A 12,722-nucleotide genomic window follows, 5' to 3' on the forward strand; every position below is an offset into this window, starting at 1 on the left:
ATGTATTAGGCACGCCGCCAGCGTTCGTCCTGAGCCAGGATCAAACTCTCCAAAAAAGTGTTTGATATAGCTCATTAATTAAAACATTGACGTTTCGTTCTGTTCAGTTTTCAAAGATCAATTCTCAGTTACTTTTTTTAAGAAGCAACTTTTATATAATATCATTTTAAATCTTTCGTGTCAACAACTTTTTTCATTTCATCAGAAGCGACATTTAATATCTTATCACTTCAGAAACATATTGTCAACAGCTTTTTAACTTTTATTTTTCTCCGGCCGTTTCTCTTGCCGGTTTTTATATAATAACACCTATCTAACATTCGGTCAACAAAATATACATGGTAAATAAATCCATTCATCCACTTTAAATAAAAAATCCGATCCCCATAATAGGATCGGAAAAACATCACTTATTTAATAGAAATAATATTAGCTTCTTTCAATTCAACAAGACCTTCTTTTTCAATTACTACCGTTTCGCCTTCTTTTAAATTAGTAAAGACAATCGGAGTTATGATTGACGGTACTCTTTCTTTCAAGAAATCGAGGTCTACTTTCATTAGTTGTTGTCCAGCTTCTACTCGCTCACCTTCACTCACTAGTATCTCAAAGCCCTCACCTTTTAAGTTAACAGTATCAATACCTACATGAATTAAAATCTCTCTTCCGGCATCTGACATTAATCCAATTGCATGCTTAGTCGGGAAGACAATGACAATTTTTCCGTCTACCGGTGAAGTGATAACACCTTCTTCCAGAAGAACAGCAAATCCATCACCCATCGTTTTTTCTGAGAACAGTTGATCGGGTACCTCAGTAATAGGCTTGATTTCACCTTTAGCTGGAGATATAAATGATTCATGAATCTGTTTACCCTCAAATCGAAGAACTCTCGGTTGCACCTCTTCCATTTGCTGTTTTACAACTGAATCAGGGTTTGTTTCTATTTTACGAGGTCTTTTGCCAGAAATAATATCCTTCATTTGCGATTTTAGGGTATCTGATTGCGGGCCAAAAATAGTTTGAATATTATTTCCTACCTCAAGAACACCAGCTGCACCTAATCTTTTTAATCGATTCTTATTTACTTTTTTTACATTCACTACTTGAACACGCAATCTTGTAATACAAGCATCTAGGTTTATAATATTTTCTTTCCCACCCATTGCTTGTAATATATCGTATGGTAAGTCAGACGTTGTCCCAATTGTAGTTTCTTCTGTATCCTCTTCTTCATCTTCACGTCCAGGTGTTTTTAGATTGAACTTGCGTATTGCGAAACGGAAACCAAAGTAATATATGACTGCAAACACTAAACCTACTGGAATAACCCACCACCAGTGTGTTTGTTTATTCAAGACTCCAAATAAAACAAAGTCAATTAATCCTCCAGAGAAAGTCATCCCAATTTTTACATTTAATAATTGCATCACCATAAAGGATAAACCAGCGAATACCGCGTGGATACCAAATAATACAGGTGCAACAAACAAGAAGGAAAACTCAATAGGTTCTGTAATACCTGTTAAAAAGGAAGTTAAGGCTGCAGAACCCATAATTCCTGCTATAAATTTTTTATGTTCTGGACGTGCTTCGTGATAGATCGCTAATGCAGCTGCAGGAAGACCAAACATCATGAATGGATATTTTCCTGTTTGGAACGTACCAGCTGTTAAATGTTGAACCCTATCTTTAATTTCTGCCATAAAGATAGCTTGATCACCATGTACAGGAGTTGATGCACCATGTGGTGTATAGGAACCAAACTCAAACCAGAAGGGCGAATACCAAATATGATGTAAACCAAATGGAACCAATGAGCGTTCAATTAATCCGAAGATAAACGCCGCCAAAGTTGGCTGTGAATTTAACATAAAGTTAGAGAAATGGTTAAGCCCTACTTGGATAGGCGGCCAAACAACTAACATGATTAATCCTAAAACAACAGCAGAACCTGCCGTAGCAATTGGCACAAACCGTTTACCTGCAAAGAATCCTAAATAAGATGGCAATTCAATTTCAAAGAACTTACTATACATATAGGCAGCAATTAGACCAACAATAATCCCTCCAAACACACCTGTTTGAAGTGTGGGAATACCTAGTACTAATGCATTTGCAGGATTCACGTGGTCACCGGTAACATCTCCAAGAGAAAGCCCCTTTGCTACACCCATCGTAACATTCATAATTAAATATCCTACGATTGCTGCTAATCCAGCTACACCTTCTCCACCGGATAATCCAATGGCAACCCCAACTGCAAATAGCAACGCTAAGTTACTGAAGATTATATTCCCAGCATTGGCCATTACATCTGCAATATGCTTTACCCATGCTACATCTAATAAGGGAGCTACATTTAAAAGAGTCGGGTTTGTTAATGCTGTACCAACAGCTAACAAAATACCGGCAGCCGGCAAAATCGCTACTGGTAGCATTAATGCTTTACCGACTTTTTGCAAAACACCAAAGATCTTCTTAAACATAAGTGAAATCTCCATTATTTATTGAAAATTATATAAGAAAGCAAAAAACGCATGAAAAAAGAAGAGTGAAAATAGAGTTAGATTACGCCTGTATCCCAATTTCATTAGTTCTTTTCTCATGCCTGATTGAATCAGTAACACGTATTATATTAGATTAGTTCTTGGAAGTGGTTACATTTTACAGCATAACTACTTCAACTTATTTTGAATCCTTTGTAGATGCATTGTTAAATATACTGCTTCTGCATCATACACTGGCTTTTTCAGCGTTTGTTGCATGATCTTGATTATCTTCCAAGCAAGATTATAGCTTAAGGGATATTCTTGTTTCAAGAATAGTGTGATTTTATCCGGTTCATTAATTTTTTCACCCTTAATAACCCTTTCTATGGCATAACGTAGATGACGAACAAGTCTCATATAGTGAATATCTTCCTTATTTAACTTCATTTGAAATTGCTCTTCAATAATTTGAATCAATTTCGCCACTAACTGAGAGTATTGATTCACTTCCGATAAGTCCTTATTCGTTACTGCACTATGAATATGCAAGGCAATAAAACCTATTTCTCCTTCAGGCAGTGTAATATTTACGGCGTCATTGATAAAATCAATTACTTCTTCCGCAATTGCATACTCTGCAGGATACATCACTTTCGTTTCTGCTAGAAACGGGTTTTTAATCGATAACCCACTCATTAAACGATTAATAGAAAATAGGATATGATCGGTTAAGGCGACATGGATATGTTCATTTAAAATAGAAGCTGTTCGTTTTCGTATTAACTCAATGGCTGAAATAATTACGCCGAGCATATCTTCGTCAATATAAGGCAACAGTTTCTTATATTGTTCCTGTTCCTTTTCATTTGTTAAAACAAACATCTTTTCTACTGACTCTTTAGAAATATGGTCGCCCTTTTTACGGTTAAAACCAATTCCCTTGCCAATAAGCACAACCTCATCATATATTGGATGCGTTACAATCAATACGTTATTATTTAATGCCTTTTTTATAGTAAATGCTTCCATTCTTCTTATCTCCCCAGCAGTTTTACCGAAAACTACAATAGTAGCCTAAGTGTATCGAAAAATTTCACTGTAATCAATTTTGATTACTTCATTCAGAGACAAAATAGAGCCGCGGAATGATCCGCGACTCCCTTTTCTATTATTATTTCAAGAAAATAAAGTAGAGCAAGAAGATAACAAAGAAGAAGTACATAATAGGATGAATTTCTTTGATTCTTCCTTTTACAATCATCGTAATTGGGTAAAAAATAAAGCCAATCGCAATTCCGGTTGCGATACTATAAGATAATGGCATTGCTATCATTGTCAAGAAAGCAGGTACTGCAATTTCAAATTTATCCCATTCAATATGTCTTAAGGAAGAAACCATTAGTACTCCAACAATGATAAGAGCAGGTGCCGTTACTGGTGCTGTTACTACCGATAATAACGGAAAGAAGAATAAAGCAAGTATAAAGAATGCCGCTGTTACCAATGAAGCAAATCCTGTTCTTGCACCGGCAGCTACTCCAGATGTTGACTCAACAAAAGATGTTGTAGTGGATGTTCCTAGAACCGCTCCCACCATCGTTGCAATGGAATCAGATACTAAAGCTTTTCCTGCGTTCGGAAGCTTATTATCCTTCATTAAACCAGCTTGGTTCGCAACCGCAACGAGTGTTCCGGCGTTATCAAAGAAATCAACAAATAAAAACGTTAAAACCACGCCGATCATGCTTGTTGACCAAAACGAACTATCTCCAAAGGAGGAGAACACCGCACCAAACGTAGGGCTCACACTTGGAACCTTATCTACTACTTTATGAGGTACATCGATTAAGCCAAAAATCATTCCTACTATAGCTGTAATAATCATTCCATAAAAGACTGCGCCTTTTATATTTCTTGTCATGAGAATGACGGTAATAAAAATCCCGAAAATCGCAAGTAATGTATCACCATTGGTTAGGTCCCCTAATCCAACAAGGGTTGCATCATTATTTACAATAATTTTAGCATTTTGCAATCCGAGGAAAGTTATAAACAAACCAATACCTGCACCAACCGCATGCTTTAATTGAACAGGAATCGCGTTGATAATTTTTTCACGTAATCCTGTAAGTGTTAATAGGAAGAAGAAAACTCCGGAAATAAGAACTGCTCCAAGTGCATGCTGCCATGGAATATGGCTTCCTAACACAACACTGTAAGCGAAAAATGCATTTAATCCCATTCCAGGCGCTAAAGCTAAAGGATATTTCGCTAAAAGTCCCATAATAATAGAACCGACAGCTGATGCAATGGCTGTTGCTACGAATACAGAACCTTGATCCATTCGCATCGCATCCGGCAAATCTTTAATACTAGAAAGAGATAATGTTAATGGATTGATGACTAGAATATATGCCATTGCTAAAAAAGTTGTTAAACCGCCCAAAAATTCTTGACGATAACTTGTTCCCAGTTCCCTGAACTGAAAATACTTTTGCATGTGTATTTCCCCCTATAATTTTTCATTTAACTATGCTGAACTAAAAAAACGCTTCGGTATCCACCGAAGCGTTTGACTATAGGCATATGTATAGATAGAAAGAAAAAATCCCCTATCACAATTGCCTCGTAGTCAAGCCATTTACGGTAGCTCGGTAGAAACTCTTGGGCCATATTCCCAACATTATACGACACAATATTAATGATTAATTAGTACATTTGTATCATACCAACGGCTATTCATTCTGTCAATAAAAAATACGAACGTTTTTATATTTTTTTATACTTACGTTCGTATTTATGCTATTTTTGTTAAATTACGTTTTTATTTGTCTTTATTAACGCTGTTTGTTGATCAACAAATAATAATGGGATGGGGGACCAGTCCCCCATCCCATTCAAGGAATTTGATTTATTCCCACTCAATAGTTGCTGGTGGCTTGCTTGTAATGTCATACACGACACGGTTGACATGTGCTACTTCGTTGACAATTCTAGTAGAGATAACTTCTAGAACATCCCACGGAATTCTTGCCCAATCAGATGTCATACCATCAATAGATGTTACGGCACGTATACCTACTGTGTAATCATAGGTACGGGCATCTCCCATTACACCAACACTTCTAATATCAGGAAGCACGGTGAAGTATTGCCAGATTTCACGATCAAGTCCAGCTTTTTTAATCTCTTCTCGCAAAATATAATCTGATTCCCGAACGATCTCTAATTTATCTTCAGAGATGGCACCAAGAACACGAATACCTAATCCCGGTCCAGGGAATGGCTGTCTCCACACAATTTCATCTGGAATTCCAAGTTCCGTACCTAAAGCTCTTACTTCATCCTTGAACAAAGTATTTAACGGCTCAATTAATGTGAATTGCATGTCTTCTGGTAATCCACCGACATTATGATGTGACTTAATTGTTTGTGCAGTTGCAGTACCGCTTTCAATAATGTCTGTATAAAGAGTACCCTGAGCTAGAAAATCAATGCCTTCAAGCTTTGTAGCCTCGTCATCAAATACATAGATGAATTCATTTCCGATAATTTTACGTTTTTTCTCAGGATCTGAAACTCCCTCAAGCTTGTTTAAGAACCGATCTTTCGCATCTACTTTGATGACATTCATATGGAAACCTTCCGCAAATGTCTTCATGACACTTTCTGCTTCTCCTTTACGAAGCAATCCGTGATCAACAAAGATACATGTTAATTGATCCCCAATTGCTTTGTGAATTAACACAGCTACAACAGAGGAATCAACACCGCCGCTTAAAGCACAAAGAACTTTTTTGTTCCCTACCGTTTCACGGATTTTTTGCATTTCTAGCTCTATGAAATTCTCCATAGACCAATTTGCTTCGCATTCACACACATGGAATACGAAATTCTTTAGCATGTCGTTTCCATAAACAGAATGCTGCACTTCTGGATGGAATTGAACCGCATATAGGTTTCTGGATGGATCACTCATCGATGCAATGGGACATGAAGAACTAGTTGCATTTATAGCAAACCCTTCAGGTGTTGCTGTTACTAAATCACCATGGCTCATCCATACTACTTGCTCATCTGGCAGATTTTCAAAAAGCTTCGATGGTGATTTGACCTCAATTTTAGCTTTTCCGTATTCACGGTGCTGCGCAGGCTCTACTTTTCCACCAAAATGTTGGGTCATCAATTGCATCCCGTAACAAATACCTAAAACCGGAATGCCTAAATCGAAAATAGCATCATCACAGTGGAATGCATTTTCATCATAAACACTGTTAGGACCACCAGAAAAAATAATCCCTTTTGGATTCATTGCTTTAATTTGCTCTGCAGTTAATGTATGAGGATGAAGCTCACTATATACACCGAACTCACGAATTCTTCTTGTGATTAATTGATTGTATTGACTACCAAAATCTAATACAACGATCATTTCTTGATTTTGCATGCTTACATTTTCTGTCATTGGACATCCTCCATTATTAGAAAATAAAAAAAACTAGAATTCCCGCCTTAAACAACAATAGAAGGCAGAATTCTAGTTTTTGTAAAATAGCAAAAAAACACTAAGGCTGTATGCAAATTGCAACTCCCTTAACACAAAAACGGTAGAATAAAACTGCCTTCATAGTAAATCATTTACGGTGATTTGTAGAGACTTTTGAACCATATTTTCAAAATTATATGAAGTGCAACCTATATTTTGTACCATTGTATACTTGATTGTGGTTTGGGTCAACCGCTTGTTTTTTTAATTAAATTTTCCCATAATTCGCGCGTCTCTTCCCACTTGACACCTGTCTTTCGTCCTCTATAAATAATTCTTTCATAATGCTCCGTTAGTTGTTTCATTGCATTTGTTTCAAAGAAAGTATCTACGTACTTGGCAAACTCCCTTAATGTTTGACCGTTTTGTTTTCGAATTCCGTATCGTTCTAATTGTTTCAATAGCGATAGGTATGCCTTAGAAAAAGTATCCGGATCGGTCTTTCTACGATAATGATACACCAAATAAAATGGCATCCATTTCCCCCGTTTCCAATAGATATACCAAACCGCTAAAAGAATTACCAATAGAATGATTACAAATCGCAACCAATGCAGCTTCATATAATTCCAAACTTTGTTCCACTCCGCTTTAAGTGAAAACTTTTCCGTTGTCGATGTATTTTGCTGTGTAGCTTGCTCAGTTGGTTTCTTCTGCGGCTGGTTCTTTTTCATTTCATCATCAGGAGATGTAGAATTTACAGCTTTGTTACTTTCATCATCCTTGAAAATAGCATTATTGGAGAAGCCAATTGTTGGTTCAAAAGGTACCCAACCCACATTTGGAAACAGAACCTCTACCCATGAATGCGCATTATTATTCGTGATATCGTACAATTTATACGTATCATCTACTGTATCCACATAGTTTCCGCCAGAATATCCTTTTACCCATCGTGAAGGAATCCCTACCGACCTTAATAAGGCAACCATCGAAGTAGAAAAATTATCGCAATAACCTCTTTTGGTTTCAAATAAAAATTGGTCTACGTAATCCTGGTTCTTCTTTGGAACAGCAACATTTTTTTGGTCGTAGACGAAGCCATTCATTTGGAAATATTGTTCAATTGCCTTTGCCTTATCATATTCATTCGTTTTACCCGCTGTAATTTTTTCTGCCAAATCTCGTACTCGCTGCGGTAATGTATCTGGCAGCTGTAAAGAATCACTTGGGTACGCAAATCCATGTTGCGGCGGTTTTTTTAATTCTTTAACGCTATACTGTGGGGCAATATATACAGTTGTATAATCATTTAGCTCCTTATTAGGACTCTCACTAAAAACCTCCACCTTATCAGTTGCAATATTAGCGATAAATTTCTCCAGTCCACTCTTCCCAACTATCTTTAAAAGTCCGTATGGATATACTACAGTATAATTATTCCTATTAAAATGGATAACAGCCTTTTCCTCTTTTACACCTTCTACCATGTTGTTAGTGACAGAAGTACTTGCAAGGGATCCCGAAGAAAAAACATTGGTAGAAACATTCTCAGTATTAATCCATCCCTTTCCTGTATACGTATCCCTTGTCTCCACTCGCCAATATTGTCTTGATGGAGCCTTTACTCTAAAAACAACCGTGTTATCCCCCTTAAATGGTCCGCCTAAATGGGAATCATCCGAACGATATCCTACCGTCCCCCTTCCACCAGAACCTCTGCCATTTTGTTTATCCTTTCCTACATGCGCCTTAATATAAGGCACCGGGTCCGGCCAAATAGCATTTGCTTTCGGAGCTACCAACGCAAAAAGAGTACATCCGCAAATGATGATGGCCAGTGGTACTGTCCACCTTATCCAATTGTTTTTTGAAATTGCCAGTCGGTTTTGCTCGGCTAGCCTTTTAAAGGAAAGAACCCCGAGTAAAGCAAAGCCAATAAATATCGTACGTACGATTGGCCACTCTCCGTGGTAAGGTGTAAATGTATCTAATACGGTGATATACATAACGGTCATTAAAAAGAAAATAAAGACATTTCTTCTAACCGTAAGCCAATATTTTAAAAGGTAGGTAATAAGCCAAAGCAAAATAAAAAATAAAAGACTGCGGAACTCTCCTGATAAAAGATCCCAATGGCCGGCAAATAATCTTTTAAGATTATGAAATAGGTTTCCAAAGAAATCGAATATCCAGGTTAATTCAAGCAAATGCTGGTGATAAAACAAATGGTGAAGAGAAAATAAGATAAAGATAACCTTAAGAACAATATCAATGCCTTTTCTTATATTAATAATATACAATGCAAAGGACATTAGAATAAACAGAACGAATAAATAGGAATTACCGGTATCCGTTATGCTCTCTAAAGGTCTGATCCACTCCCATAAGAGAAAGAAACTAAAGATGTATAAAATGATGATAAAACTTTTATTATCTCGTTTCGTTTGTCTCATCTTTGCTTCACCCCCAATAAGGCAGAGCGAAAACCTTCTTCATATAGAAAACGAACATATGTCCCGTTTCTTAAGGCCTGCTCATTTAATGCATTTTCTTCATTTGTAATTCTGTCTCCCGTCTCTTTAATAACAAAAATAACAACTGCACCTGTGTTTCTTGTAAACATGTGTGCACTATCAACTAATGGCTGGGAAAGCGCGGAAGTAACAATCATGATGGATGCTGCTTGTTGATAGAATACCTTATCACCGGAAAGAATAGCATGAACAGGTACTCCACTATCAGGCTGTACCTTTGCTAAATGGTAAAAAAGCTGGTGCTGATGTTCCTCCCCACCCCGAATAGGAAAAATGGAATGGTCCTTACCGACAGAATAAAGGCCGATTTGTCCTCCATGCCTAATGATGGTCCTAATAAGAGAAGCCGAAAACTTAACCATTGATTCGAAGCCCTTTGACGGTATCCGATCTAAAATAACGGAAATGTCATGGGACTGGCGTTCCTCAAATTCCTTCGTTTGCATTTCATTCTTTTTGGCAGTGGATTTCCAGTCAATCCAAGTAAAGCGATCACCGGGCTGATATTCTCTCACACCTGTTACCATTGTTGAATCATTTTGAAGTCTAATCTGAGATGCAGAAGCACCTTGTTCATAGCGACTTTCAATAGATCTATAAATCATATCTATGTAAGATGGATAAACAAGAATAGTTTTGGAATCGGATATAACTTGGTCTTTCAAGAAAAGTCCTAGAAAATCCCCGCTTTTTAACGTAATATCCCTAAAAAAGTGTTCACCTCTTTGCAAGTTAGCAACCGTATAAACCACACTAATTCTTCTCTTAAACCATGGATAAAGGATTAATTCCTCTCCTTTATCTGCGAAACTAGTATCATTTCGAATAATAAGAAAGAATAGTGGAAACGGAAACTTTCTTTCAAGCGAAATCGTAATTTTTAACTCATCACCAACACTATAACTATCGCCATTAAAGGTTCTTTCTACCTTAAAGTCACTCAATGGATAAAATGCTACGAGCAATGCGTATAAAGCAAACGGTGTAAAGCTATAGAATAAAAACCAGCTTACAAAGCCCCCCTGGAACATTGCATAAGAAAAGACAATTCCCAGCGTTAAAAAAAGGAGTACTATTTTCATCCATGTTTTCATTTTCCATTTCTTTTTCATTTACTTCACTACCTTTTGCACGGGTACACGGATATATCGGATTACTTCATGCACAATATCCTCTGGTGACTGACCTCCATATTTCACTTCAGATTTCAATATAATGCGGTGCGAAAATACATACGGCGCTAAATATTGAACATCATCAGGTATGACAAAATCCCTTCCATGTAAAAAGGCATAGGCCTGTGCCGCTTTCATTAATGCAATCGAACCACGCGGGCTTACCCCTAGATACACATTTCCATGAATCCTGGTTTGATGTGCAATACTAACAATATATTGTTTTAAACTATGATCTACATAAACTTCCTTTACTTCATTTTGCAATTCTCGTAATTCATGAAGGGTAATAACCGATTCCAGGCTTTCAATTGGTGCTTGTTTTTCCGCTCTACTTAATATCTCAACCTCTTCAGCTACTTCCGGATAACCCATTTTCATTTTTAATAAAAAGCGATCCAGCTGTGCTTCAGGCAAGGGGTAAGTACCCTCATATTCAATAGGATTTTGTGTAGCCATAACAAAAAACGGCTTATCCAGATAGCGTGTAACACCATCCACAGTAACACTGCTTTCTTCCATCCCCTCTAAAAGAGCAGATTGTGTCTTAGGAGATGTACGATTAATCTCATCTGCCAGAATAATATTTCCCATAATTGGTCCCGGTCTAAATTGAAACTCTAAATCTTTCGGATTAAATATGGAAACACCGATTACATCGGACGGTAATAAATCTGGTGTAAATTGAATTCTCTTAAAGGACGCATTTACTGATTTTGCTAAGGCACGAACCATCATTGTTTTTCCGACTCCCGGAACATCTTCCAGAAGAACATGCCCTTCTGCCAGCAAAGCAACTAGGCTGAGCTCTGCAACATTTGTTTTTCCTATCATTACTTTTTCAATATTGCTCAACACTTGTTTAAGCTTAGGATGTATATGATTTGCAGTCATTTTTTACCTCCTGGGTCTGTGAGAAATGTGAAATACTTTGGAAAATTCCTAATATTTACGTTCTACTTATAGCATACTATGAAATGCCTAGGAGAAAAAGCGGTAAAATGGAATTCTATTAAGAAAAGTGGAAGCGCCTTGCTCATCGGCGTACGGGTTTCGTAGTCTTCGACTGAGATATAGGAAACACAGAGAGGTAGTTCACGAGCTATTGAAATTGCACTTCAAATTTCACTTGGAGCTAGACAGAGACTACCCTAGTAAAACAAAAGAGAGAGTTCATGAGAACTCCCTCCGTCATCTTACCTCCAAAAGTCATCATATACCGTTATCGGTAAATGGCGTTTATGCTCCGATTTTTTATAAAGAGCTTCAATCGTTTCCTGTGTTTGTTTGGAAACCTCTTTTCCTTCTAAATAATCATCAATATCATCATAGGAAACACCGAGTGCACTTTCATCCGGTAATTGCGGGCGTTCATCTTCAAGGTCTGCAGTCGGAGTTTTTAAGTATAAATGCTCCGGACAGCCTAATTCTTTTAATAACATTTTTCCCTGGCGCTTATTTAGACGGAAGATCGGTATAAGATCTGCTCCGCCATCACCGTATTTTGTATAAAAACCAGTAATCGATTCTGCTGAATGATCGGTTCCAAGCACCACGCAGTTTTCCATCGCAGCAATGCCGTACTGCACGACCATCCGCTCGCGAGCTTTTACATTTCCTTTTTCAAAATCCGAAAGCACGATTCCTGCTTCTTTTAACGATGCTGCCATGGCATCCACTGCTGGTTTAATATTCACCGTAACATCCTTGTCCGGCTGAATAAATTGAATGGCATCTTCTACATCACTTGCATCTTTTTGTACCCCGTAAGGAAGACGTACAGCAATAAATTTATACTCTTGATTGCCTGTCTCTTCTTTCAGCTCGTTAATTGCAAGCTGGGCAAGTTTTCCTGTCAATGTTGAGTCTTGCCCACCCGACTGGCCAAGTACAAAGCCCTTAATAAACGGATATTTTTTTAAATAATCTTTCAAAAAGTCGACGCTGATGCGTATTTCCTCTTGTGGATTAATAGTTGGCTTTACTTTCATTTCCTCTAAGATTTGGTTTCGCAGATCTTTCATTAAAAAAA

The 12,722-nt window shown here is 37.4% G+C and carries 8 protein-coding genes and 2 riboswitches; all 8 genes read right to left on the minus strand.

Features of this window, described 5'->3' with window-relative positions:
• Positions 1–410: 410 nt before the first annotated feature.
• Positions 411–2,489 (minus strand): glucose-specific PTS transporter subunit IIBC, encoded by a 2,079-nt coding sequence (ptsG, locus tag AN964_RS18385; RefSeq protein ID WP_055741292.1) that lies wholly within the window; start codon positions 2,487–2,489, stop codon positions 411–413.
• Positions 2,490–2,678: 189 nt separating this feature from the next.
• Positions 2,679–3,521 (minus strand): glucose PTS transporter transcription antiterminator GlcT, encoded by an 843-nt coding sequence (gene glcT, locus AN964_RS18390; RefSeq protein ID WP_055741293.1) that lies wholly within the window; start codon positions 3,519–3,521, stop codon positions 2,679–2,681.
• A 142-nt stretch (positions 3,522–3,663) separates the two neighbouring features.
• Positions 3,664–4,992 carry an NCS2 family permease gene (locus tag AN964_RS18395; RefSeq protein ID WP_055741294.1) on the minus strand — a complete coding sequence of 443 codons (1,329 nt, stop codon included), beginning with the start codon at positions 4,990–4,992 and terminating at the stop codon, positions 3,664–3,666.
• Positions 4,993–5,101: 109 nt separating this feature from the next.
• Positions 5,102–5,203: riboswitch (purine riboswitch) on the minus strand.
• 200 nt (positions 5,204–5,403) lie between these two features.
• Complete coding sequence (guaA, locus tag AN964_RS18400; protein WP_055741295.1) at positions 5,404–6,957, minus strand: glutamine-hydrolyzing GMP synthase; 1,554 nt, start codon at positions 6,955–6,957, stop codon at positions 5,404–5,406.
• 142 nt (positions 6,958–7,099) lie between these two features.
• Positions 7,100–7,199: riboswitch (purine riboswitch) on the minus strand.
• A 27-nt stretch (positions 7,200–7,226) separates the two neighbouring features.
• Positions 7,227–9,434, minus strand: a complete 2,208-nt coding sequence (locus tag AN964_RS18405) for a transglutaminase TgpA family protein (RefSeq protein ID WP_055741296.1) — start codon at positions 9,432–9,434, stop codon at positions 7,227–7,229.
• On the minus strand, positions 9,431–10,627 hold the full coding sequence (locus AN964_RS18410; RefSeq protein WP_055741297.1) for a DUF58 domain-containing protein: 1,197 nt from the start codon (positions 10,625–10,627) through the stop codon (positions 9,431–9,433). Before AN964_RS18410 ends, AN964_RS18405 begins: the two co-directional genes overlap by 4 nt.
• Complete coding sequence (locus AN964_RS18415; RefSeq protein ID WP_055741298.1) at positions 10,628–11,584, minus strand: AAA family ATPase; 957 nt, start codon at positions 11,582–11,584, stop codon at positions 10,628–10,630.
• Positions 11,585–11,886: 302 nt separating this feature from the next.
• A complete protein-coding gene (gene nadE / locus AN964_RS18420; RefSeq protein ID WP_055741299.1) occupies positions 11,887–12,714 on the minus strand; it encodes an NAD(+) synthase in 828 nt (275 codons plus the stop codon).
• Positions 12,715–12,722: the final 8 nt, after the last annotated feature.

This window comes from Heyndrickxia shackletonii, assembly GCF_001420715.1.
Lineage (GTDB): Bacteria > Bacillota > Bacilli > Bacillales > Bacillaceae_C > Margalitia > Margalitia shackletonii.

What these genes read in the sequence shown, in the direction of transcription:
- nadE (WP_055741299.1), bottom strand. Translation starts at nt 12,714, where the DNA reads ATGAAAGATCTGCGAAACCAAATCTTAGAGGAAATGAAAGTAAAGCCA.
- AN964_RS18415 (WP_055741298.1), bottom strand. Translation starts at nt 11,584, where the DNA reads ATGACTGCAAATCATATACATCCTAAGCTTAAACAAGTGTTGAGCAAT.
- guaA (WP_055741295.1), bottom strand. Translation starts at nt 6,957, where the DNA reads ATGACAGAAAATGTAAGCATGCAAAATCAAGAAATGATCGTTGTATTA.
- AN964_RS18395 (WP_055741294.1), bottom strand. Translation starts at nt 4,992, where the DNA reads ATGCAAAAGTATTTTCAGTTCAGGGAACTGGGAACAAGTTATCGTCAA.
- AN964_RS18410 (WP_055741297.1), bottom strand. Translation starts at nt 10,627, where the DNA reads ATGAAAAAGAAATGGAAAATGAAAACATGGATGAAAATAGTACTCCTT.
- ptsG (WP_055741292.1), bottom strand. Translation starts at nt 2,489, where the DNA reads ATGTTTAAGAAGATCTTTGGTGTTTTGCAAAAAGTCGGTAAAGCATTA.
- AN964_RS18405 (WP_055741296.1), bottom strand. Translation starts at nt 9,434, where the DNA reads ATGAGACAAACGAAACGAGATAATAAAAGTTTTATCATCATTTTATAC.
- glcT (WP_055741293.1), bottom strand. Translation starts at nt 3,521, where the DNA reads ATGGAAGCATTTACTATAAAAAAGGCATTAAATAATAACGTATTGATT.